At 64.5% G+C, this 23,690-nt stretch carries 22 protein-coding genes; 19 read left to right on the top strand and 3 right to left on the bottom strand.

Translation table 11 applies throughout. From position 1 onward, the window contains the following. The first annotated feature begins 3 nt into the window (after positions 1 to 3). The 10 genes from atpE (at position 4) to MTP16_RS07250 (ending at position 9,902) form a co-directional block, all read left to right on the top strand. A complete protein-coding gene (gene atpE, locus MTP16_RS07205) occupies positions 4 to 279 on the top strand; it encodes an ATP synthase F0 subunit C (RefSeq protein ID WP_196287135.1) in 276 nt (91 codons plus the stop codon). A gap of 154 nt (positions 280 to 433) precedes the next feature. Further along, positions 434 to 931, top strand: coding sequence for a F0F1 ATP synthase subunit B (locus MTP16_RS07210; RefSeq protein WP_243517385.1), 498 nt, complete (start codon positions 434 to 436; stop codon positions 929 to 931). 91 nt (positions 932 to 1,022) lie between these two features. After that, positions 1,023 to 1,583 carry an ATP synthase F1 subunit delta gene (gene atpH, locus MTP16_RS07215; RefSeq protein ID WP_243517387.1) on the top strand — a complete coding sequence of 187 codons (561 nt, stop codon included), beginning with the start codon at positions 1,023 to 1,025 and terminating at the stop codon, positions 1,581 to 1,583. A 116-nt stretch (positions 1,584 to 1,699) separates the two neighbouring features. Further along, entirely contained in the window at positions 1,700 to 3,283 is a 1,584-nt protein-coding gene (gene atpA, locus MTP16_RS07220) for a F0F1 ATP synthase subunit alpha (RefSeq protein ID WP_243517389.1), read from the top strand. A gap of 90 nt (positions 3,284 to 3,373) precedes the next feature. Further along, positions 3,374 to 4,258 (top strand): ATP synthase F1 subunit gamma, encoded by an 885-nt coding sequence (gene atpG / locus MTP16_RS07225; RefSeq protein WP_243517392.1) that lies wholly within the window; start codon positions 3,374 to 3,376, stop codon positions 4,256 to 4,258. A gap of 161 nt (positions 4,259 to 4,419) precedes the next feature. Further along, complete coding sequence (locus MTP16_RS07230; protein ID WP_243517395.1) at positions 4,420 to 4,776, top strand: T9SS type A sorting domain-containing protein; 357 nt, start codon at positions 4,420 to 4,422, stop codon at positions 4,774 to 4,776. A 202-nt stretch (positions 4,777 to 4,978) separates the two neighbouring features. After that, positions 4,979 to 5,419 (top strand): hypothetical protein, encoded by a 441-nt coding sequence (locus MTP16_RS07235; RefSeq protein ID WP_243517397.1) that lies wholly within the window; start codon positions 4,979 to 4,981, stop codon positions 5,417 to 5,419. A 220-nt stretch (positions 5,420 to 5,639) separates the two neighbouring features. Further along, complete coding sequence (locus MTP16_RS07240) at positions 5,640 to 5,921, top strand: hypothetical protein (protein ID WP_243517399.1); 282 nt, start codon at positions 5,640 to 5,642, stop codon at positions 5,919 to 5,921. A gap of 246 nt (positions 5,922 to 6,167) precedes the next feature. Continuing rightward, positions 6,168 to 8,756, top strand: a complete 2,589-nt coding sequence (locus tag MTP16_RS25870) for a beta strand repeat-containing protein (protein ID WP_262922664.1) — start codon at positions 6,168 to 6,170, stop codon at positions 8,754 to 8,756. A 6-nt stretch (positions 8,757 to 8,762) separates the two neighbouring features. Next, a complete protein-coding gene (locus tag MTP16_RS07250; RefSeq protein ID WP_243517402.1) occupies positions 8,763 to 9,902 on the top strand; it encodes a T9SS type A sorting domain-containing protein in 1,140 nt (379 codons plus the stop codon). A 70-nt stretch (positions 9,903 to 9,972) separates the two neighbouring features. On the opposite strand, the gene MTP16_RS07255 is transcribed toward MTP16_RS07250, so the two are convergent. After that, positions 9,973 to 10,665 (bottom strand): HAD family hydrolase, encoded by a 693-nt coding sequence (locus tag MTP16_RS07255; protein ID WP_243517404.1) that lies wholly within the window; start codon positions 10,663 to 10,665, stop codon positions 9,973 to 9,975. A gap of 165 nt (positions 10,666 to 10,830) precedes the next feature. Between MTP16_RS07255 and pafA the strand changes: the two genes are divergently transcribed. From pafA to MTP16_RS07270, 3 genes are all read left to right on the top strand, one after another. Next, entirely contained in the window at positions 10,831 to 12,537 is a 1,707-nt protein-coding gene (pafA, locus tag MTP16_RS07260; protein WP_243517406.1) for an alkaline phosphatase PafA, read from the top strand. A gap of 185 nt (positions 12,538 to 12,722) precedes the next feature. After that, positions 12,723 to 13,277, top strand: a complete 555-nt coding sequence (locus MTP16_RS07265; RefSeq protein ID WP_243517408.1) for an inorganic diphosphatase — start codon at positions 12,723 to 12,725, stop codon at positions 13,275 to 13,277. A 45-nt stretch (positions 13,278 to 13,322) separates the two neighbouring features. Further along, positions 13,323 to 14,006, top strand: a complete 684-nt coding sequence (locus tag MTP16_RS07270; protein ID WP_243517410.1) for a DUF6766 family protein — start codon at positions 13,323 to 13,325, stop codon at positions 14,004 to 14,006. A gap of 16 nt (positions 14,007 to 14,022) precedes the next feature. Here the strand turns inward: MTP16_RS07270 and MTP16_RS07275 are convergent, their stop codons facing one another. Continuing rightward, positions 14,023 to 16,581, bottom strand: a complete 2,559-nt coding sequence (locus MTP16_RS07275) for an erythromycin esterase family protein (RefSeq protein WP_243517413.1) — start codon at positions 16,579 to 16,581, stop codon at positions 14,023 to 14,025. Between the two features lie 212 nt (positions 16,582 to 16,793). Between MTP16_RS07275 and MTP16_RS07280 the strand changes: the two genes are divergently transcribed. Then, positions 16,794 to 17,678 carry a UbiA prenyltransferase family protein gene (locus MTP16_RS07280; RefSeq protein WP_243517416.1) on the top strand — a complete coding sequence of 295 codons (885 nt, stop codon included), beginning with the start codon at positions 16,794 to 16,796 and terminating at the stop codon, positions 17,676 to 17,678. A gap of 57 nt (positions 17,679 to 17,735) precedes the next feature. After that, complete coding sequence (locus MTP16_RS07285) at positions 17,736 to 18,368, top strand: CatB-related O-acetyltransferase (RefSeq protein WP_243517419.1); 633 nt, start codon at positions 17,736 to 17,738, stop codon at positions 18,366 to 18,368. Positions 18,369 to 18,409: 41 nt separating this feature from the next. Here the strand turns inward: MTP16_RS07285 and MTP16_RS07290 are convergent, their stop codons facing one another. Next, positions 18,410 to 19,948, bottom strand: coding sequence for an NAD(P)H-hydrate dehydratase (locus MTP16_RS07290; protein ID WP_243517425.1), 1,539 nt, complete (start codon positions 19,946 to 19,948; stop codon positions 18,410 to 18,412). 120 nt (positions 19,949 to 20,068) lie between these two features. On the opposite strand from MTP16_RS07290, the gene MTP16_RS07295 reads away from it, so the two are divergent. The 4 genes from MTP16_RS07295 (at position 20,069) to sdaAA (ending at position 23,675) form a co-directional block, all read left to right on the top strand. After that, positions 20,069 to 20,608: an RBBP9/YdeN family alpha/beta hydrolase gene (locus MTP16_RS07295; protein WP_243517427.1), complete on the top strand. Its 540-nt coding sequence runs from the start codon at positions 20,069 to 20,071 to the stop codon at positions 20,606 to 20,608. Positions 20,609 to 20,698: 90 nt separating this feature from the next. Next, complete coding sequence (msrB, locus tag MTP16_RS07300; RefSeq protein WP_243517430.1) at positions 20,699 to 21,166, top strand: peptide-methionine (R)-S-oxide reductase MsrB; 468 nt, start codon at positions 20,699 to 20,701, stop codon at positions 21,164 to 21,166. Positions 21,167 to 21,297: 131 nt separating this feature from the next. After that, on the top strand, positions 21,298 to 22,521 hold the full coding sequence (locus MTP16_RS07305) for a T9SS type A sorting domain-containing protein (protein ID WP_243517433.1): 1,224 nt from the start codon (positions 21,298 to 21,300) through the stop codon (positions 22,519 to 22,521). A gap of 248 nt (positions 22,522 to 22,769) precedes the next feature. After that, complete coding sequence (sdaAA, locus tag MTP16_RS07310; protein ID WP_243517436.1) at positions 22,770 to 23,675, top strand: L-serine ammonia-lyase, iron-sulfur-dependent, subunit alpha; 906 nt, start codon at positions 22,770 to 22,772, stop codon at positions 23,673 to 23,675. The last annotated feature ends 15 nt before the right edge of the window (positions 23,676 to 23,690 follow it).

The following is a 23,690-nucleotide window of genomic DNA, read 5'->3' on the forward strand; positions in this document are numbered from 1 at the left end:
TTTATGTTGCTCTCTTTGTTGTTGCAAGTGGCCGCTATGGCTGCTAACTACGGTCCTGGTTTGGCTGTAATGGGTGCCGGTATCGGTGCAGGTCTGGTGGCTCTGGGCGTAGGCCTGGGCATTGGCCGCATCGGCGGCAGCGCCATGGATGCTATCGGCCGTCAGCCGGAAGCTTCGGGCAAAATCCAGACGGCTATGATTATCGCCGCCGCTCTGATTGAAGGCCTGGGCCTGTTCGCAGTCGTAGTCTGCGTGCTCATCTGGACCAAGCTCGTTTAAGGCAGTCGGCCGGGCCTGCGAGGGCTCGGAAGTAGTAAGGAAGCCCGCCGCCCGCTGCTGCACATGCAGGTGGCGCGGCGGGCTTACCTGCTCCTACTATCAGTAATTGTTGAGGCCGGTTTTCACAGGCCAGCTTCCCATTCCAATACTCATTATGCCAGCTTTCTTATCCCCCGAACTCGGCCTGATTTTCTGGCAACTGGTTATCTTCCTGCTGGTACTGTTCCTGCTGGCGAAGTTTGCCTGGAAGCCGATTCTGCTCGCCCTCAAAGAGCGCGAAGACAGCATCGAAGGTGCCCTGCGCATGGCCGACCAGGCCAAGCTTGAAATGCAGCAGCTGAAAGCCGGCAACGAAAAGTTGCTGAGCGACGCCCGCCTCGAGCGCGACCGCATGATGCAGGAAGCCACCCAAATGGCCAACCAGCACCGCGAAGCCGAAAAGGCCCGCGCCACCGCCGAAGCCAACACCATCATCCAGCAAGCCCGCGAAGCCATCCAGACGGAGAAAAACGCAGCCCTGGCCGAAGTAAAAAACACCGCCGCCAAGCTGTCGCTCGACATTGCCGAGCGCATCTTGCGCCGCGAACTGACCGACCCCGCCGCTCAAACGCAGCTGGTCGATTCTTACCTGAAAGACGTTAAGCTTAACTAGTTGCTTGTTGTTCGTTGTCGGTTATTAGTTTGAGCTAATGGCTGATAACCGGCCTGACAACTAACAACCAACAACTGACAACCAAACCATTATGGCTGACCAACGAGTAGCGGCCCGCTACGCCAAGTCGCTCCTCGACTTGGGCAAGGAGATGGGCACCCTGAGCGCAGTGAAAGACGACATGGACCTGCTGAGCAAGACCATGGCCGAAAGCCGCGAGCTGCGCTTGCTGCTGCGCAACCCGATTGTGAAGCACGACAAGAAGCTGGCCATCCTGAACGCCATCTTCGGCGGCAAGGTGTCGGACATGACGCTGCGCTTCTTCACCATCCTCACCGAGAAAAACCGCGAGTCGGCCATCGAAGGCATCGGACCCGAGTTCCTGGCGCAGTACAACGCCATGCAGGGTATCCAGTCGGCGGAAGTGACGTCGGCCGCGCCGCTCACGGCCGTTGCCCGTCTGGAAATCCGCAAGCTGGTGACCCAGCAAACCGGCCTCACCGACGTGCAACTCACCGAGAAGGTGGACCCCGAACTCATCGGCGGCTTCGTGCTGCGGGTGGGCGACAATCAGATTGACGATTCTGTGCGCACCAGCCTCCGCCGGATGCGCACTTCGCTGCAAGAAAATTCATATCAAAGCAAACTGTAGGGTTTTAAGTATTAAGTATCAGGTAATAAGTAGTTAGCTTGCGCTACGCTTTCCTCTGGATACCAACTACTTGCTACTAGCTACTTACTACTAACTACTACTTAATTCCCCATACAATGGCAGAAGTACGTCCGGATGAAGTCTCCGCAATCCTGCGGCAGCAACTGTCCAATTTCAAGTCGGAAGCCGAGCTGGAAGAAGTCGGCACCGTGTTGCAGGTCGGCGACGGCGTGGCCCGCATCTACGGTCTGAGCAAAGCCCAGGCCGGCGAACTGATTGAATTCGAGAACGGCCTGCAAGGCCTCGTGCTCAACCTGGAAGAAGACAACGTGGGTGCCGTAATGCTCGGCGACTACTCGGAAATCCGGGAAGGCGCCACGGTGAAGCGCACCAACAAAATCGCCTCCATCAAGGTGGGTGAGGGCATTGTGGGCCGCGTGGTGAACACGCTGGGCCAGCCCATCGACGGCCGCGGCCCCATCGCCGGCCAGGTATACGACATGCCGCTGGAGCGCAAAGCCCCCGGTGTAATCTACCGTCAGCCCGTGACGGAGCCCATGCAAACCGGCATCAAGTCGATTGACGCCATGATTCCGATTGGCCGGGGCCAGCGCGAACTGATTATCGGTGACCGCCAGACCGGCAAGTCGGCTGTGGCCATCGACACTATCATCAACCAGCGCGAGTTCTTCGAAGCTGGCAACCCGGTGTTCTGCATTTACGTGGCCGTGGGCCAGAAGGCCTCGACCGTGGCCCAGGTGGTAAACGCTCTGACCAAGGGCGGTGCCATGGACTATACGGTGGTGGTGTCGGCTTCGGCTTCGGACCCGGCTCCGCTGCAGTTCTACGCTCCCTTCACCGGGGCTGCTATCGGCGAGTACTTCCGCGACACGGGCCGTCCGGCTCTCGTGGTGTATGACGACTTGTCGAAGCAGGCTGTGGCTTACCGCGAGGTGTCGCTGCTGCTCCGTCGTCCTCCCGGACGTGAGGCTTATCCCGGCGACGTATTCTACCTGCACAGCCGCCTGTTGGAGCGTGCCGCTAAAATCAATGCCTCGGACGAAATCGCCCGCGACATGAATGACCTGCCCGACAGCATCAAGCACCTGGTGAAAGGCGGCGGTTCGCTGACGGCTCTACCCCTGATTGAGACGCAGGCTGGTGACGTATCGGCTTACATCCCGACCAACGTGATTTCGATTACGGACGGCCAGATTTTCCTCGAGACCAACCTGTTCAACTCGGGTGTTCGCCCGGCCATTAACGTAGGTATCTCGGTATCGCGCGTGGGTGGTAACGCGCAGATTAAGTCGATGAAGAAAGTGGCAGGTACGCTGAAGCTCGACCAGGCCCAGTTCCGCGAGCTGGAAGCCTTTGCCAAATTCGGCTCCGACCTCGACGCCTCGACCAAGCTCACCATCGAGCGCGGCCGTCGCAACCTCGAAATTCTGAAGCAGCCCCAGTACTCGCCTGTGAAGGTGGAGGACCAGGTGGCCATCATCTACGCCGCCACCAACGGTCTCCTCGACAACGTGCCCGTGAACCGCGTGCGTGAGTTCGAGAAGGAGTTCGGCCAGACGATGAACTCGCGTTACCCCGACGTGCTGAAGGCCCTGAAAGCCGGCAAGCTGGAGGACGCTGGCACCAAGGCCATCCGCGAGGTAGCCAAGGACGTTTCGGCGAACTACGCGGCCAAGTAAGTTGTCAGTAATGGGTTGTCAGTTGTTAGCTCCTGCTAATTACTGACGGCCTTCTGATGACTGACAACCAACAACCGATATCAAGTTTAAATGGCAAGCTTAAAAGAAGTCCGCAACCGCATTCAGTCGGTGACCAGCACGCAGCAGATTACCAAAGCCATGAAAATGGTGGCGGCTGCCAAGCTACGCCGGGCCCAGGACAACATCGTGCGGATGCGTCCCTACGCGCAGCGCCTGAATGCCATCCTGAGCAACCTGACCCGCAAGGCTGACTCCGACATCGTGAGCGACTACGGCGTGGCCCGCGAGGTGCGCCGCGTGCTGGTCATTGCCATCACCTCGGACCGTGGTCTGGCGGGTGCCTTCAACACCAACGTGTTTAAGGGCGTGAATGCGGCCATTGCTTCGCGCTACGCCAACCTGCCGGCGGCCAACATCTCGATGATGGCCATTGGCAAGAAGGCGCACGACTACTACGGCCGCCGCGGCCAGACCGTGGGCGACTATACCCACGTCTTCGCTAAACTGTCGTTCGAAACCGTGCGCGAGGCTGCCGAGGTAGCCATGCAAGGCTTCCGCGACGGGCAGTACGACGAGGTGGTGATGGTATACAACGAGTTCCGCAACGTGGCCACGCAGATTATCCGCACCCAGCAGCTGCTGCCGCTGGTGCAGGAAGAAGCGCCCGCTACGGCTACGCCAGAGTCGAACGTGGACTACCTGTTCGAGCCCTCGAAGGAGGACATCGTGCAGACGCTGATTCCGCAGTCCATCAAAATACAGCTTTACAAGGCAGTGCTGGAAAGCAACGCTTCGGAGCACGGCGCCCGCATGACGGCCATGGACAAAGCCACCGACAACGCCGGTGAACTCCTTAAGGCCCTTAAGCTGACCTACAACCGGACGCGTCAGGCGGCCATCACGACCGAGATTCTCGAAATCGTGGGCGGTGCCGAGGCACTGGCGGCGGGGTAAATGCTGCAAGCAATGCACAATTTGAGAGGCCCGCTTCCGTTGGAAGCGGGCCTTTTCTATGTTATTGTGGCAACCTGTGCTTCGGCTATGAAGTACGGTGGAGCCTATAGAGAAGAACTATACGATGCGTTGCTATTCCACCTTATTCTTCCCGATTTGCTATGCTAATGGCTGTGTTGTCGCCCCGCGTGGGCTTGCTATTGGGTTTGCCCATTCTTTCTCTGACGTGCGCTGAGGCCCGGGGCCAAGCTTTGGCTTCGCTCGACAGCGTGAGTGTTTACCCCAACCCGGCCCACATTCGGGCCACAGTGCTGGTGCCGACTGTGCCTGGGGCCACACGAATCACCGTCACGCTGTTGGATGCGCAGGGCGCGGTGGTATTTGAGCAGCCGGTGAGCCTGCTGAGGGGCGAAGGCGGTACGGCCGAGGTGCCGCTGCTGGGGCGGCAGCCGGGCCTGTACAGGGTGCAAGTGCGAACTAGCGACCAGCGTGTAGTCCGCCCGCTGAAAGTAGAATAGGGGGCTAGGGTTAGGTTTGAGGCCGTGGCAGCTGCCGCTCGCATAAGCTGCTCGCCCGATAGCAGCTTTGAAGCCGCCTTCTGATAACCAATGCTAAACCTGACGCGTACTTCTGTTTATTTGAACATTGCGGGCGCGCTTCCGGCCGGTTCGGGCGGTAGCCTGATACTGTACTCCTTGCGCCACAATCCCACCCGCACCGATGACCGAAACCGAAATTTTCGCTGAGTCCTACGGCCGCGTTTGGGTCGACGAAACCGTGCCGGGCGTAGTGATTCAATGGCTGGCGTTTGCCAACCGCACCGAGTTCATTGCCCTGCAGGAAACCGCCCTGCGCTACATCGAAGACCACGCCACGCCTGCCCGGCCCTGGGGCATGGTGGCCGATGTGCGCCGGATGGGCGCCATCCCCACCGAGGCCCAGCTGTGGCTGGTGCACGAGTTCAACCCTCGCGCCTACGCCGCCGGGCTGCGCGAGGTGAGCGTGGTGCCGGCCAACAACGTGTTTGGCCAGCTTGCCACCCAGCGCTACATGCGCGAAAGCGAGCAGGAAGCGGAAGCGCCCCTGCACACGGTGCTTTACCCAACAATGGAAGAGGCTTACGCAGGGGCCCGCTCCGCTTTGCAAGCCGCCGGCCGCTAGCCCGCCGGGTACCCGTGCCGGGGCTCCCTGCCTGGCACTGCGCACTTCGAGGCCGTGCATAACGGCTCATGGGAGGCAGCGGGCAGGCCAGGCCGAGGCGGCCTTCAAGGACCTGAGTGCCTACGCCGCCGGCGCTACCCCTGCCCGCCCCGACCTGTGGGCAGCGGCCAACTTCCCCCTCACCAAATCCGAAACCGCCCCGCGCCAAACCAGCCTGCTTGTGAGCGACCTCGCCCTAGCCGACGGCGCCAGCCCCCGCACCCTGCTGGCCACCGTGGATGCCCAGGCCGACATGTACGCCTACGACTGGCGCATTTTCCCGCGCGACACGCCCGCTGAGGAACTGGCCGGCGGCTACTGCTACCGCTTCTGCCTCACCCGCGAGGCCAAGGCCACCATCGATGCCCTCGACAGCGGCACGGCCTACGGCGTGGAGTGCGCCGCCTGGAACAACACCGGCCCCCTGCAATGGAGCGCGCCGGTATTCCGCATCGTGCAATAGGCTCGGCCGGTGACGGTCAGGCCGTTTCGGGACCGGATGGCCGCCGCCCCTCCGCCGGGAGGGGCGGCGACTTTGGTGTTTCGAGCGGGGCCGGGCCGAGAGGAGCCCAATATGACATAAACATGTCATAGCGCCGCGTGGGTTTCGGGCGTAGCTTTACCAGATTATTACTTTTCAATGAATTTGTTGGCCGTCGTCCTGGAGGGGAAGGGGGTGGTTGTTGCCGTTCACCTTTTTCCCGAGTGTATGCGTCTTTTTACGAGCTGTTTCGATTACATGGCCCACGTCCTGCGCCACGCCCTGACAGGCCACGCGCTTACGTTGCTACTGCTGGCCGGGCTGCTGCCACTGGCCGCCCGCGCCCAAGCCCCCGTAGTGACTGTGACGCCCGCCGGCCCCCTCACCCTGTGCGCCGGCAGCACCCAGACCCTGACGGCCACGGCCAACGTGCCCGGCTTCAACGTGGCCGGCAGTGGCTTCAACGGCCTCGTGCAGGCGCTGGCGGTGCAGGCCGACGGCAAGGTGCTGGTGGGCGGCGACTTCACGGCCTACAACGGCAACGCCAACGCCCCGGACTACGTGCTGCGCCTCAACCCCGACGGCTTGCTCGACAACAGCTTCAACAACGGCGGGGCCGGGGCCAACGGCATCGTGCAGGCGCTGGCGGTGCAGGCCGACGGCAAGGTGCTGGTGGGGGGGGGCTTCACGGACTACAACGGCAACGCCGCCGCCCCGGACCGGGTGTTGCGCCTCAACCCCGACGGCAGCCTCAACAACGCGGCTACGGCGCCGGCCGGGCTGACCTACACCTGGAGCAACGGGGCCACCGGCCCCAGCATCACGGTGAGCCAGCCGGGCGACTACCAGGCCACGGCCACCACCACCGCCAACGGCACCGGCTACAGCAACGTGGTGCGCGTGAACGCCCCAGCGGCCGTCACCGTCAGCTTGAGCCCGGCCGGCCCGCTGGCCTTGCCGGCCGGCGGCAGCGCCACGCTCACGGCCACGGCCACCATGCCCGGCTTCAACGTGGCCGGCAGTGGAGTCAATGGCAATGTGAGTGTAATGGCGGTGCAGGCCGATGGCAAGGTGCTGGTAGGCGGGCAGTTCACGGCTTATAACGGCAACGCCGCTGCCCCGGATGGCCTGCTCCGCCTTAACGCCGATGGCACGTTGGACGCCAGCTTTAACCTCGGCGGCGCCGGGGTGGGCATCGGCTCCGTGTCGGCAATAGCTGTGCAGCCCGACGGCAAGGTGCTAATCGGCGGCAACTTCTTTAGCTACAATGCCGCTGCCTCCCCGCGTTTGTTTCTGCGTCTTAATGCCAACGGCACCCTCGACACCAGCTTCAACCCCGGGGGAACCGGGCCCAATAATGCCATAGTGGATGAAGTACTGCTGCTGCCCGATGGCAGGGTGCTCATTAGCGGGCAGTTTACGTCGTATAATGGCATTGCCGCCGCCCCGGACGGAGTGTTGCGTGTCAACGCCAACGGCACGTTGGACACCAGCTTCAACCCCAGCGGCGCAGGGGTCAGCAACGGCACAGCAATAGCACTGGCGCTGCAGCCCGACGGCAAGGTACTGGTCGGGGGCAACTTTACGACCTACAACGGCAATGCTGCGGCTCCGGACTTCGTGTTGCGCCTCAACGCCGACGGTACCTTGGACACCAGCTTCAACCTCGGCGGGTCCGGGCCTAACCCCGCCAGCGTCGGCATCTCCGGCGGCTCTGTCACCCAGTTGGCGGTGCAGCCCGACGGCAAGGTGCTGGTCGGGGGGCAGTTCACTTCCTACAACGGCAACGCCGCGGCCCCAGACAATCTGCTGCGCCTCAACGCCGACGGCCGCCTCAACGACGCGGACGTGCCGCTGGCCGGGGCCACCTTCGTCTTCACACCCGGCAACACCGCCGGCTCCGCCCGCACCGTGAGCACGGCCGGCACCTACACCGCTACCGCCACCGCCCCGGCCACCGGCTGCACCTACACCTCCAACGCCGTGGTGGTGACCGTGGCCCCCGCCGACCTGACCATCAGCAACGCGCAAACCGTGCCCGCCGGCACCTACCACGACATCCTCGTGACCGGCCCCACCACGGGCGGCGCGGGCGTGGGCACCCTGGGCGGGGCCGTGACCGTGACCGGTACCGTGACGGTGCAGGCCGGCGGCGCGCTACTCACCAACTGCCAGCCCCTGACCGGCGGCGCGGGCACCAGCTTCGTGCTGGCGGCCGGCGGTACGCTCGGCATCTGCGACCCGGCGGGCATCGCGGCCACCGGCGCCACCGGCGCCGTGCAAACGGCCACTCGCAGCTTTGCGGCCGATGCTATTTATCTGTACAACGGCACCGTGGCGCAGGTCACGGGCACGGGCCTGCCTGGCACCGTGCGCGAGCTGGCTCTGAGCAACGCCGCCGGCGTCACGCTGAGCCAGCCCGTGCAGCTCACCCAGCGCGTGCTGCTGAGCAGCGGCAACCTCACCCTGGCGGGCCAGGCCCTGACCTTGCTGAGCGACGCCAACGGCACGGCCCTGGTGGCCAACTTGGGCGGCCTGGTGCTGGGCAACACGGCCACGCTGCAGCGTCACATCGAGACGAACACCGCCGCCAGCGGCTACCGCCACTACGCTAGCCCCATGCAGGCCGGCGCGGGCGCCGAAACCCTGGCTACGCTGGCCACCGCCGGCTACACGCCCGACTTCAGCGGGGCCGCCGCCTACAACAGCTCGGCCACGCCCAGCCTGGTGACGCCTTTCCCCTCGGTGTACCTGTACAACCAGGACCGCATTGCCGGCCTCACCAGCGACTACGGCACGTTTGACAAAGGCTGGTAGGCCGCCGTGGGCACCGAGGTGCCGCAGGCCGGGCGCGGCTACGCGGTGCAGGCCCCCGGCGCGGCGCTGGTCGACTTCACCGGCACCTTCACGTCGGGCAGCGTGAGCCGCGCCAACCTGCAGCGCGCCAGCACCGACCCGGCCACCGGCTGGCACCTGCTGGGCAACCCCTTCCCCAGCCCCCTCGACTGGAGCACCATGACCGTGGGCACCGCCGCCGCCGACAACCTGCAGAACGTGGACGGCGCCGTGTACGTGTACCAGAGCAGCGGCCCCTACGTGGGCAGCTACCGAACCTACCTAGCCGGCGCCCCCGGCAACGCATCGCCGCTTATCCCGGCCGGCAGCGGCTTCTTCGTGCACACCACCTCGCTGGCCACGCCCGGTACGGTGCGCTTCGCCGATGCCAACCGGGTGACGACTTTCGGCGCCCAGCCCGCCTTCGGGCGCGGCAACGACCCGCGCGCCCGCCTCACGCTCACCCTGCGCGGGGCCGCCGGCCCGGCCGACGCCCTGACCGTGTACGCCGACCCGGCCGCCACGCCGGGCTTCGACGCCGCGCTGGACGCCCTGAAGCTGCCCAACCCCACGGGCCTGAACCTCTCGGCCCAGGCCGGGGCCACCCCGCTAGCCCTTGATGCGCTGCCCGCCTTCGCGCCGGGCACCACCGTGCCGCTGGCCGTGGGCGTGCCCGCCGCCGGCGCCTACGTCCTGCAAGTGAGCGAGCTGGCGAACCTGCCCACCGGTACCGCTGCCGTGCTGGTCGACACCCAGCTGAACACCCGCACCGACCTGGCCGCGCTGCCCGCCGCCGGCTACGCCTTTGGCGTGACGGCCGCCCAGGCGGCCACACTCCTCACCGGCCGCTTTTACCTGAAGCTGGCTGCCGCTGGCCCCCTGGCCACGGCGGGCGGGCGCACCGCGGTCGGCTTGGCTCTCTTCCCCAACCCCACGCACGGCGCGGCCACCCTCACGGGTGCGCAGCCGGGCACGCGGGTGACGGTGTATGACGCGCTGGGCCGCTCGGTGACCTCGGCCACAGCCAACGCGGCGGGCACGGCCGCGCTGGTCCTGCCCACCGGCCTGGCCACGGGCGTGTACGTGATGCGCGCCGGTGGTGTGGCCCTGCGCCTCACGGTGGAGTAGTCCACAACCCGAAACGAAGAAGGCCCCGACGCTGAGCGCCGGGGCCTTCTTCGTTTCGGCCGGTGCGGGGTTAGTTGCGCCGCTTTTGTGGCTTGGGCGCTTCGGGCTGCGTCGCGAGTAACTCCAGCAAGCGAGCCGGGCTTATTTCGGTGAAGTCCTTGATGACAGCGAGGGGGGCTTGGAATGCTTTGGCCGGCAGGGTGGTGGCCACGGCCACACAGCGCATGCCAGCGCGGTAGGCGGCTTGCTCGCCCAATACGGCATCTTCAAACACGATGCAGTTTTCGGGCTTCACGTGCAGCTTAGCGGCAGTGGTGGTGTAGGTATCGGGGTGGGGCTTGCCCTTGGGCACGTCGTCTTTGCCAACGATGACGTCGAAGTACTGGCGCAGGTCGAGGTGGTCGAGCAGGTAGCTGAGGGTGGGACCGCCCGAACCGGTGCCAAGGCCGATTTTGAAGCCCTCGGCCCGGGCCGCTTTTAGAAATTCGACCAGGCCGGGCAGGGCGCGGCGCTTGCTCCAGTACAGCGTGCGGTAGAGGAACTCGCGCTGCTCAGCGTAGATTTCGAGCTGCTCTTCGGCAATGGGATGGCGGAAAACGCTTTGGATAATTTCGCCGGCCGGCATGCCGTTGAGGCGCTTGAGGAGCTGGCGGGCGTTGGTGGTCAGGCCGAGGTCGCGGAAGAGGAGCTGAAAGGCGCGGGCCTGCACGGGCGTGTTGTCGACAAGGACGCCGTCCATGTCGAAGATGAGGGCTGGTTTCATAGGGGGAGGGAAGTAGCGCGGGCTTTTAGGCCGCAAGTCAGTCAGCTAGATATTCGCGGACTAGAAGCCCGCGCTACGGTGCCCGGACGGGTTTGGTAACCTTGCGTACGCATGATGGGGGAGGGGCGGCGGTATCTTTGCCGAGCTTTTGCTTTTAGCTATTTCATGAAGAAGACCATGTTGCTGGCCTTGTTGGCGTTGCCAACGCTAGCCGCCAAGCCCGAAAAACCCGTGCCGCGCCCCAAGCTGGTGGTGGGCATTGTGGTGGACCAGATGCGCTACGACTACATTTACCGCTACTGGAGCAAGTACCCGGCCGGCGGCTTCCGGCGCCTGCTGGGCGAGGGTTTCAGCTACGAGAGCTGCCACTACAACTACGTGCCCACCTACACCGGTCCGGGCCACGCCAGCGTGTACACGGGCACCACGCCGGCCGTGCACGGCATTGTGGGCAACAACTGGTTTGAGCGCGAAACCGGCAAGGGCACCTACGTGACCGAAGATAAAACCGTGCACGCCGTTGGGGGCACCGAAGCCGCGGGCCAGATGTCGCCGCGCCACCTGCTCAGCACTACTATCACCGACGAGCTGCGGCTGGCCACGAACTTCCAGGCCAAAACCATTGGCGTGAGCATGAAGGACCGGGGCAGCATCCTGCCCGCCGGCCATGCCGCCACCGCTGCCTACTGGTACGACGGCACCAATGGCGCCTTCATCAGCAGCACCTTCTACCAGCCGGCTTTGCCCGATTGGGTGCAGAAATTTAATGCGTCGGGCCACGCGGCCGAGTACCTGAACAAGCCCTGGAACACGCTGCTGCCCATCGCCGACTACACCGAAAGCTCGCCCGACGATGTGGCCTGGGAGGCCGCCTTCAAGGGCGAAACCAAGCCCGTGTTTCCGCACGACTTGCCGGTGCTTTCGGCCGGAGCGCCCGCCTCGGTAGCGCCCGCCCTCAAGAACTCAGGCGACACCAAGAACCCCCAGACGCCCAACCAGAACCTCGACCTCATCCGCAGCACGCCCTTCGGCAACTCGCTCACCACCGATTTTGCCCTCGAAACCCTGCGCCAGGAGCAGATGGGCCAGCGCGGCATCACCGATTTCCTGGCTGTGAGCTACAGCAGCACCGACTACGTAGGCCACCAGTTCGGCCCCAACTCCATCGAGGCCGAAGACACCTACCTGCGCCTCGACCGCGAACTGGCCCGCCTGTTTGCGGCGCTGGATAAGCAAGTGGGGAAGGGCCAGGCCCTCGTCTTCCTAACAGCCGACCACGCCGCGGCCCACGCCGTGGGCTTCAACAACGCCCACCGGCTGCCGGGAAGCGGCGTGGGCCCCAGCGTCATCCGCGACTCAGTGCAGCGCGCCCTCACGCGCCAGTACGGCGCCGGCCAGTGGGTGCTCAGCTACGAAAACCAGCAGGTGTACCTCAACCGCCCGCTGCTGAAAAATAAGAATATCGACCTCAGCAAGGCCCAGGCGGCCGTGGCCGCCGCCCTGCTCACACTGCCCGGCGTCACGCAGTCGCTCACGGCCCTGGATTTGCAGCGCGCCCACTGGAGCGAGGGCCTGGGCATGTACCAGGAGAACGGCTTCTACGCCCCGCGCTCGGGTGATGTGCTCACCGTGCTGGCCCCCGGCTGGCTCGAAGCCTACGCCTACCCCGTGGTGAAGGGCACCACCCACGGCTCGGCCGGTGCTTACGATACGCACGTGCCGCTGCTGTTCTGGGGCTGGGGCGTGAAGCACGGGGCGTCATCGGCCGCCGTGCACATCACCGACATTGCGCCCACCATTGCGCAGTTTCTGCACATTCAGGAGCCCAGCGGCTGCTCGGGTGTGCCCCTGCGTGACGTGCTGGGGCGGTAGGTTGTAGCGTGGACTCTGCGAGTCCGCGAGCGAGCGGAGCGAGCAAACGGGCCTGGGCTTGCCTATTCGCTGCGCCCACGTGCGGACTCGCAGAGTCCACGCTACATTTTTTATAACCAAACTCCCTTTCCCGCTTGTAATTTTGACCACCCCAACCGCCAAGTAGACGGTTGTTTACCCTTCATATGACCCATTTCAACCCCTGGCACGACGTGTCGCGCGGCGACGAGACGCCCACCATCGTGCAATCCATCATTGAAATCCCCAAAGGCAGCAAAGGCAAGTACGAGCTCGACAAAGAAAGCGGCCTGCTGAAACTCGACCGCGTGCTCTTCTCGGCCGTGCACTACCCGGCCGCCTACGGCTTCATCCCCCAGACGTATTGCGACGACAAAGACCCGCTTGATATTCTGGTGCTGTGCTCGGTTGATATCGTGCCCATGTGCCTCGTGGAGGCCAAGGTCATCGGCGTGATGCAGATGGTGGACCAGGATGAGGAAGATGACAAAATCATCGCCGTGGCCGCCCACGACATTTCGGTGAATCACTACAACGACATTTCGGACTTGCCCCCCCACACGCTGCTCGAAATGCAGCGCTTCTTTGAGGACTATAAGGCCCTAGAACACAACAAGCACGTGGTGGTGGAGCGCTTCATGGGCAAGGAAGACGCCTACCGCATCATCAACGACAGCATCAAGCTCTACGAAGAGACGTTTGGCAACCGCGAAGCTAAATAGCTACGGTTGACCTTCTTTTTTGTAAGTCGTCCGTAAAGGCGAAGCATGGCCATAACCCGTCCTGCTTCGCCTTTTTGGCGTTTTTTATACGAGAATAGTCTCATTATCGTCATTTTGCTGCTCACGCTGGGCACGCTGAGCGGCCAGTTCGTGACGGGCTGGCATGATTACAACGACGAGCTCAAGGACATGGGCTTGGCCCAGCTCTCGGCCGGGCAGTATTTCCATTCCGGCCATTTCCTCGAAGCTACGTTCGAAAACTGGGAAAGCGAGTTCCTGCAAATGGGGCTCTATGTGGTGCTTACCATATGGCTGCGCCAGCGGGGCTCATCGGAGTCGAAAAAGCTGTACGAGGAAGAGGAAGTCGATGCCGAGCCCGACCAGTCCAAGAAGGACGCGCCTTGGCCCGTGCGACAAGGCGGCCTCGTTCTTACGCTCTATAAAAATTCGCTGAGCATCGCGTTTTTCCTGCTGTTTGCCATGTCGTTCTACCTGCACGCCCGCGGCGGGGCCGAAGTCTACAGCATCGAGCAGGTGCACGACGGCAAGCCGGCCGTGGGCGTGGCAGAGTATATGGGCACTTCGCGCTTCTGGTTCGAGTCGCTGCAGAACTGGCAGAGCGAGTTTCTCAGCATCCTGAGCATCGTGGCGCTCAGCATCTTCTTGCGCCAGCACGGCTCGCCCCAGAGCAAGCCCGTTGACGCTTCCTATAGCGAAACCGGCGGGTAGCCGCGTTTGAGCATGCTCACCGCTTGGCGGGCTCCCCGGGTTTCGGCCCGCTCGTGGGCAGTAGGACCTGATAGGTGTTCCAGAACTCCTCCCGGTAGGGCACGTTCGCGTTGGCTTCCATCAGCGAGGTTTGCAGCACGACCGGCTTGGCCAGCTCCACGCTGTTGGTGAGGAGTTCCTTCACGTCCTGCCGACGGTGCTGCGTGCTGTCGCGCAGCACAAAGCGCGCGGTGGTTTCGCGCCGGGCGTACTGCCGGAAATAAGTGCCTTTCGCTTCTTCGTACTGGTACACGTCGTGGTGCTGCCAGAACCTGGTGGCCGGCTGCGCAAACCCGTAGCGGCCGTACTCCCGGGGCTTCGTGAGCTCGGTGGGGCTGCGCGTGGTGAAGGCTTCGTACTTGACGACGGCAAAATTTTCGGTGTCCACAAACACGCTACCCGTGTACGCCTCGGGGGCCGGGTAGCCGTAGGGCGTCGTAAATGCGCTGGGCCGGTTGCACACGAATCCTACTTCATACACCGTTCGGCCGTTGTATTGGGTTTCGCCTTTCAGCGTGAAGGTGTACTTGTCGGCGGTGGCGGCCTCCAGCGGGTTGCGGGTGGTAAGCACCGGGTCGTCGCTCCACAGCAGCCAGAAATCGGGCGACTCCTGGTATTCCGGCAGGCGGGCATCGCCGGTTTTGCGCTGCTGCCGCACTTGCAGAAAGCGTTGCTTGCGGGCGTGCTCCCAGCTGCCCCGGCGGTAGCCCTCCTGGTCGTAGCCATCGAGGGCGGCTTCCCGCTGCACGCGCAGCGAGTCGTCGCGCCAGTGTTGGGCCCGCGAATACAGCTGCATGCTGTGCGCCTGCTGCGGGTAATTGGTGGTGATGTGTTCGCGGGCTTTGGCCAGAATGGCCGTTGCGCTCAGCGGGGCCCGCACCACCACCTCGCCCAACAGCTGCCCCTGCGGCACCAGCTGCAGGCGCAGGGGGGCGCCCGCGGGGTGCCGGGCCAGGCTCAGGCGCACCGAGGCATAGCCCAGGCAAGATACCTGCACGGTATCGCGGGTGTGCGCGGCGGGCACAAACAGCGCAAAGTCGCCCTCCAGGTTGGTGACCGTGCCCACCGCCGTGCCCCGAATGCCCACGCTGGCAAACGAAACGGCCGCTCCGCTCTTGGAGTCGCGCACCTGGCCCAGCAGCCGTAGCCCCGCCACCGGCGCGGCCGGTGCGCTAGTCACCGCCAGCAGCGTGGTGGGATGCATGGTGCGCGTAAAAAACAGCCCGTCGAACACCGCTTCCCAGGGGCCGCGCAAGGGCAGGTAGCCCAGGGGCGAGGCGTAGTAGCTGTCCAGCGGGCCGTTCTGCAGGTTCACGAAGCCCCGGGCGCACCCGCGCTGGCCGAACGCGGCCTCGATGCTGCCGGGCGGCGGCACGGGCACCGGGTGCAGGCTGGTGGTGTCGCCCGCCCGGCCGTAGGTACCGTCGTAGGCCACAAAGCCCACCGCGTAGGCTTGCGCGCCCAGGGCCTGCTTCACCAGCCGGCCCATGGGCACGGCCCCGGCCAGCATTTGGCGCGCCGACATGGCCTCGTCGTCGGCCGCGTGTTGCTGCCGCCGTAGTTGTTGCACGTAAGCCGCCGTCACGGCATCGTCGGTTTCCAGCCGTTCGATGCGGTTGGCAACGTGGTAGGAGGCGGCCCACACGATGATTTTGGCGTGCTCGGGCTGCCGGGCCAGGAAGAGCAGGTTGTCGGCCATCAGCGCGTCGCGGGAGTTTTGGACCACTTCCTTGCGGCCGCGGGCTTCGCTTTTGGCATCCTGTGCGTAGCGGGCCGTGGTGTGCAGCCACTGCTGCCAGAAGGCGGCCCGGTGGGCCTGCGCGGGCTGCTGCGCCGCGATGTAGCCGAGCGACTGCCGTACCCGCCGAAACCAGCGGTCCAGCCGCACGGTGTCGGCCGGGTGCTGCAGCTGCTGTTTGAAGTCGCCACCAGCCAGCTCGGCCAGCAGCTCCTGGGCGGGGTAAAAATCCGCCTCCGTCCACTTCGTGCGCCGGTCCTGGGCCACGAAGCCGCGCAACTCCGGCAGCAGCTGCTCGGCCGAATACTCGCCGCTGAGCTGGCAGTCGAACCCGGCCAGGCGCAGCTTGGGGTGCGTGCTCAGGTAGGCCGCCAGCGCCTGAAACTCCGCCGTGCCCGACCAGATGCCTTCGTACACCGACTTCTGCAGCACGGGCAGCACCGGTTGGCCCGCCGCTATTTCGCGGCGCGCCTTGTCCAGCGCGTACATGTCGCTCTCAAAAGCCAGGGTGTTGAAGCCCAGCGAGTCGTGCAGGTAGCGAATCAGGTCGATTTTGGCCTCAAACGTTGCCCCATCGAAATGCGACTGCTCGCCCAGCATGACCACGCGGACCGCCCCCAGCGCCTTGCGAACCGGCGCGTAGTGGTCGGGTGCTTCGGGCGTCAGGCACTGCAAGGGCAGCGTGGGCATCGGCGGTCCCGCCGGCCGTGCCTGGCCAACCGCGGCCAGGTGGCCGATTACACTCAACAGCCCCACCAACAAGAAATGAAGCAGCGGGAAATACCTGGTTTTTCTCATCGGGTTATTAGTGGGGCAAGTCAACAGGTTGCTCATATATAAATGCATCACAATCAATGGCGTGGGTCTGCCTATCGCTGCTGTAAAAATAGAGCAAGTTTGGGCTGATAACGCAAGCCGGGCAAAGCATCGTGTTTCAGCAATGCCGCTTGCTGCGCTTCAAATACCAGCCCCGCATCGGCCCTGCCCCGGCGCCGTTTTACCTTCGCTCCGTGGATTCTCCAGCTTCCTTCGCCGCCCCCGGGGCCGGCCGCGGCATTGCGCGGCGGGTGCTCGATGCCGTGCTGTTCAGCAGCGTGTGGCTGGCCGGCGCGGCGGCGGCCCAAACGGCGGCTTCGTTCCACCGCTGGCCCACGGCGGCGGGCGGCGTAAACGGCCGGGTGGTGGCGCTGGTGTTTGCCGCTACGCTGCTCGTGTACAACCTCGACGCCGTGCTGCCCTTCAAGCACCGGCAGCCGGCAGCGGGCTCGGGGCGCAAGGCCTGGCAGCAGCGACACCGCCGGGCGCTGGCGGTGCTGGCTGGCGCAGCTGCCCTGGCCGCCGCATACCTTTTTCTGGCCGATGGCTGGTGGCACTACTTGCCGGCGCTGCTGCCCCTCACGGTGCTGGCGCTGGTGTACTCGTGGCCCTTGGTACGCTGGCAGGGCCAGCGCAGGGCCGTGCGCGAGGTACCCTTGCTTAAAGGCTTTCTGATTGCGGGCGTGTGGTCGGCCATCACCGTGGGCTTGCCCGCGTTGGCCCTGCACCGCCCGCTGGCCGAGGCGCTGGGCCTGCTCACGCAACGCTTCGCCCTGGTGCTGGCCCTCACTATTGTGTTCGACATCCGCGACCTGACCCGCGACCGGGCGGCCGGCACCCGCACCTTCCCGGTGGTGCTGGGCGTGGCCGGCGCCAAAGCCGCCGCGCTGGCCTTCCTGGCCGCCGCCATGACGCTGGGCTACGAGCGGGGCGTGCCACCGCTGGGGCTGGGCCTCACGGCACTGGCCGCGGCGGCCGTTATTCTGCTGGCCGAGGAGCGGCGGAGCGACTACTTCTTTGCCCTGTGGGCCGATGGCGTGCTGCTGGTGCCGGCGGTATTGTATTTGGTAGGAAGTTAAAGCCGAGTAGCGGCCGCCCGCTAATTTCCGGGCCTATTCACTTCTTGTTCACTGTTTATGCCCGTTGTCGACCCTTCCACTGTGTTTCCGCTGGCTGGCTATGAACGGCTATGCTTCTTGAAAAACGTAGTTGACCACCCGCAGATAACCGTGGGCGAATACACGTACTACGACGATTTCGAGGACGTTGCCAATTTTCAGCGGCGCGTGCGCTACCTGTTCGATTTCACCGGCGACCATCTGCGCATCGGTAAATTCTGCATGCTGGCCTCGGGCGTCGAGTTCATCATGAATGGGGCCAACCACTTGGCCGATGCCATCAGCGCCTATCCCTTTGCTGTGTTTGGCGGCGACTGGGCGGGGGCAATGGCCGGCAAAGCTTACCCCAGCAAGGGCGATACTGTGGTAGGAAACGACGTGTGGATAGGTTACCGCGCCACCATCATGCCGGGCGTGACCATCGGCCACGGGGCCATCATCGGCGCCTGTGCGGTGGTCACACGCGACGTGCCGCCCTACGCCATTGTCGGCGGCAACCCGGCCCGCGTCATCCGCATGCGCTTCGATGCGGACACGGTGGCTCGCTTGCTAACCTTGGCGTGGTGGGACTGGCCCATGGAAAAGATTACCCGCTTCGCTCCGCTGCTGACAGGCGATGTGGCCGCATTTCTGGCGGCTGCGGAGTTGTAGCGCCGGTTTCAGCTTGTGCGGGCCGTGCAACAATGCACCAACTAAATCTGCGCCTGCACCTCCGCCAGCGCCGGGCCAATGTGCCGCACAATGTCTCCAGCCACCAAGCCAGCTTGCCCGGTATGCACGGCGGCCAGGTCGCCGGCCCGGCCATGGGCGTACACGCTTAGCCGCACGGCTTCGAAGGCCGGCAGTTGGGCGTGGGCGCGCAAAGCCAGGAGCACGCCCGTGAGCACGTCGCCGCTGCCGCCGGTGGCCATGCCGGCGTTGCCGGTGCTGTTGAAGTGCAGCTCGCCGGTGGGCGTGGCCAGGCATGTGTAGGCGCCCTTCAGCACCACCAAGCAGCGGTGTGCGGTGGCAAAGTCGCGCAGCAGCTCCAGGCGGTGGTAGTCGTCGCGGGCGGGCTCGGTGAGGCGCTCAAATTCCTTGGGGTGGGGCGTTAAAATGGTGTTTTCGGGCAGCAGCTTGAGCAGCGCACGGTGGCTGCCGAGCAGGTTCAGTGCGTCGGCGTCGATGACGAGGGGGAGCGGGGTGGGGCGCTTTTCGGTGGATTTGGCAGCGTTTTTCAGCAGCTTGCGCAGCACGGTGTAGGTGGCTTCCGCCTGCCCCAGGCCGGGGCCAATGCCCACGGCCTGGTAGGCGTCGAGCTTGGGCAGCTTGCTGAGGTAGGCCACCTGCGGGTCGGGCAGGCACATGGCTTCGGGCTGACTGATTTGGAAGATGTCGTAGCCGCAGCCCGGCACATGTGCCGTGAGCAAGCCCACGCCGCCGCGCAGGCAGGCCCCGGCCGCCAGCACGGCCGCGCCCATCTTGCCCCGGCTGCCAGCCAGCAGCAGCGCGTGCCCAAAGGTGCCTTTGTGGCTGAACTTGGGGCGCGGCGGGAGCGCGCCGGCCACCGCAGCGGCATCGGTATAGTGCCAGGGCGTGGCCGTTTCATTGATAAAACGCTTGCTCAGGCCGATGTCCTCGACGTGCCACGCGCCCACAAAGTCGGCATTCTGCGGCAGCAGAAAAGCCAGCTTGGGCAGGCCGAAGCTGACGGTGTGCTGCGCTCGTACCACCGCGCTATCAGCCGGCTGGGGAGCTTCGGCGAAGAGGCCACTGGGCAGGTCGATGGCCACCACGCGGGCTTGGGCCTTATTCAGGTGCCGCACAACGGCAGCGGCCAGCCCTTCCAGCGGCCGGCTAAGGCCGGTGCCAAACAGCGCGTCAACGACCAGCGTGCCGGACGCGATTTCCGGCAGCTTCTCCGCTTCCATTTCAGCCACGGGCACGGCGGCGGGCAGCTGCTGGCGGTTGTGCTGCCAGTCGGCCGACTGCTTTTCGGCGGGCAGCAGGGCCACGCGCACTGCATAGCCGGCCTGGTGCAGCAGCCGGGCTGCTGCGAGGCCGTCGCCGCCGTTGTTGCCGGGGCCGCACAGCAGCAGGATTTCGCCGGCTTCGTTGGAGTCGAACTGGTGGGAAAGCCATTCGACGAAAGCGCTGGCGGCGCGCTCCATCAGCTGGGCCGAAGTGATGCCCTGTTCCTGAATGGTGGCTTGGTCGAGGGCGCGGGTTTGGGCGGCAGTTAGGATTTTCATGGGGAAGACGAGAGGTCAGTAGCGCGAACTTTATAGTTCGCGTAGCAGAACGGCAATGGTTGCAACGGCGCAGGGTACGCGAACTACAAAGTTCGCGCTACTTTAAACCTACTTTTGAGCATGCAAGAAACCACCCGCGTCTTCATCGTGCCCGGCCTCGGCAGCTCCGGCCCCGAGCATTGGCAAACCTACTTCGAGCGCGAGCTGCCCGAGTGTACGCGCATTGAGCAGCGCGAGTGGGACGTGCCCGACCGCGCCGAGTGGGTGGCCCGCCTCGAAGACACCCTCGACGGCGAAGACCTGAGCCAGGTGGTGCTGGTGGGCCACAGCCTGGGCTGCGTCACCATCGCACACTGGGCCGGGCTGCACGGCCACCGCATCAAGGGCGCGCTGCTGGTTGCGCCCAGCGACGTGGACACGGCCCATTACGCCGCCTTTCCCACCACCGGCTTCGGGCCCATGCCGCTGGCCCGGCTGCCGTTCCCGAGCAAGGTCGTGTTCAGCCAGAACGATGAGTGGGTGACGCCCGCCCGCGCCCACCAGTTTGCCGAAGCCTGGGGCGGCGAGCTGGTCGATATCGGTGAGGCCGGCCACATCAACGCGGCCAGCGGCTACGGGCCGTGGCCGGCGGGGCTGGCGTTGCTGCAGGAGTGGCTGTAAGGAAAAGCGCGGCGATGCGTCTATCCGGGGCGGCCAAAAACCTCCGGGAGCTGGCCGCGTTTACCATATTCCTACCTCAAATTCGCTGATATGCAAACCTGGAACGACGTCATCCGCCTCGCCAACCACCCCATTCCTTCGCCGCGCCGCGTGGAGAAAACGCCCGCCGAGTGGCGCGCCCAGCTCACGCCCGAGCAGTTCCACGTCACCCGCGAGCACGGCACCGAGCGCGCCTTCACCGGCGAATACTGCGAGGCCCATGAAGCCGGCCTCTACGCCTGCGTGTGCTGCGGCACTCCGCTCTACGACTCGCGCACCAAGTTCGAGTCGGGCACCGGCTGGCCGAGCTTCACGCAGCCCGTCGATGAAAGTGCCATCCGCTACAAGAAAGACACCAGCTACGGCATGGTGCGCGTGGAAGTGCTCTGCAACGTGTGCGACGCCCACCAGGGCCACGTCTTCCCCGACGGCCCGGCGCCCAGTGGCCTGCGCCTGTGCATCAACTCGGCCAGCATCAAGCTGGTGACGGAGGGCCAAGGCGCGGCCGTAGCGCAATAGCTGTTGGCTGAGTTATAATTCAGTATAGCGTAATTTTAAGCCGAGCTCACACTGCTTACGCAGTGGGCTCGGCTTTCTTATTCCCACCATTTTCTGTTTTAATGAAGAAAGAATTACTCCCTGTTTTGTTGTTGACGAGCCTATTAGCCCAGCCTGCGGCTGCGCAATTGCGCCAGCACCGCGAGCCACAGGCTGCTACCCTGCCGGCCCCGGCCCAGCGCCTCGCGTCTAACACCAACTTTCGCCAGCTCACGGCCCTCAAGCAGCAGTACCGCGGCGGCACCTGGCTCGATACCCTGCGCTACACCTATTCCCGCTTCACGGCCCTGAACAAGCCCCTGCGCGAGCTGCGCGAAAACGCGCCAACCCGCGGGGCGGCCCTGCGCGCCCTGCGCCAGGAAAGCTACCAGTACAACGCCGCCGGTAAGCTCACGTCGGACTCGACCTTTGCCTACACCAACGGCATGCTCAACACCACCGCTACCCAAGCCTACAACTATACCTACGACGCCCAGGGCAACCTGCTGCAGGAACTACACAGCTTGCGACTGAACGGCACCTGGCGCCCCTACGGCCGCACCACCTACACTTACAACGCGCAGGGCCAGAACATACGCATTCTTGATGAGTCGTACTTCGGCTCGTCGTTTCTGGCCGATGACCAGGAACTGTTCACCTACAACGCCCAGGGGCAGGTGACGGTAGACGAGTTCCAACTGGCCGATATTTCGGGTACCAACTTTAGCCCCTTTCAGCGCAACCTGTTCACTTACAACGCGGCTGGCCTGCGCCTGACCGACACGCAGCAGGGGTACACCAACGGCACGTACGTCAACGCCTACCGCGTCACGAATACCTATACGGCTACGCCCATTGGCGTGCCCGCCGCCACGCAACTGGCCAGCTACGTTGTGGAGCGGGCCAGCGGGGCCACGGCCTGGGCGCCCTATTCGCAGGGCATCGAAACGTACGATGCCGATGGCAACCTGACCACTGACCTGTACCAGGTGTACAGCAACGGCGCTTACGCGAACGACTACCGCTACGTGTACACCTACCAGCGCGTGCTGGCCACCACCCCGGCCAAATCGCTGCAGGCCGGCCTGGTCGTCTCACCCAACCCCAGCCCCGCTGCCCAGCCGATGCGGCTACACTACACGCTGCCCGCTACGGCAGCCATATCGGTGACCGTGTTCGATGGCCTGGGGCGGGTGTTGCTCAATCAAACGGCTGGTGTGCAGACTGCAGGCGAGCACACGCTGCAGTTGGCGCAATTGCCCCAGGCGCCGGGCATCTACACCGTACGCCTCACAGCCGGAACGCAAAGCCAGAGCGTGAAGCTGGTGGTGAAATAGCAAACGACTGCCCGGTTGGAAAGCCGCTCCTGTATTTCAGGAGCGGCTTTTTTGTGCTTTAACTGTGAAAAAGCGGGGCTGTTCGACCCAGCGAGTGCTTGGCGGTGCCGATTTAGCGGCGGGAAACGTACACCTTTGCACCCCGCCGGCTGGCAGGGTCGCCGTTTCCGAAACGAACCTGCTGCCACCTGTTGTTGCAGGTATTCAGCCGGGGAGCTATCTGTTCGCTTCTTCCAATCCCACCCACTATGTCTTTGCTCTTCACCGATTTTGCTTCCTGGCAAGCCCACTGCGCCGAAACCGGCGAGCCACTTTACCAACCCGTTCTGACCTATGAAATTGAGCAGAAGGGCCGCACCGAAGACGAAATCTGGGCCGGCCTGCAGCGGGCATACGACGTGATGCGCGATGCCGTGCACGAGGGCCTCACCGGCAACATGACTTCCCGCTCGGGCATGATAAACAACGGGGCCAAGAAAATTGCCGCCTCGCCCGTCACCGTCCTTTCCCCCGAGTTCAAGCAGCTCGTTACCCGCGCCCTGGGCGCGAAGGAGGTGAACTCCTGCATGGGCCGCGTGGTGGCCGCGCCCACGGCCGGGGCTTCGGGCATCCTGCCCGGCGTGCTGGTCACGCTGCAGGATTTGCACAAGCTTGAAGACCGGCGCATTCTGGAAGGCTTGCTGGTGGCGGCCGGCATTGCCCTCATCATCGAGCAGAATGCTTCGCTGGCCGGCGCCGTGGGCGGCTGCCAGGCCGAAACCGGCTCGGCCGCGGCCATGGGCAGCGGGGCCATTGTGTACTGCCTGGGCGGGCCCGTCGAGCAGGTGTTTGCGGCCGTAGCCGTCACCATTCAGTGCATGCTCGGGCTGGTGTGCGACCCCGTGGCCGGCCTCGTGGAAGTGCCCTGCGTGGTGCGCAACGCCTCGGCCGCGGCCATCGCCTTCAGCTCGGCCCAGATTGCCATCGCCGGCATCGACCCGGTCATTCCCGTTGACCAGTGCGTGGCGGCCCTCGGCGAAGTGGGCCAGGCCATGGAAACCCGCTACAAAGAAACGGCCCTCGGCGGCCTGGCCGCCACCAAGCGCGGCAAGGAAATCGAGAAAATGGTGCTGGTGCAGGACGTCAACATCCTGCCCGACAGCAACGAGCTTTAATCAATACTTATTAAC

Source organism: Hymenobacter monticola, assembly GCF_022811645.1.
Taxonomy (GTDB): domain Bacteria; phylum Bacteroidota; class Bacteroidia; order Cytophagales; family Hymenobacteraceae; genus Hymenobacter; species Hymenobacter monticola.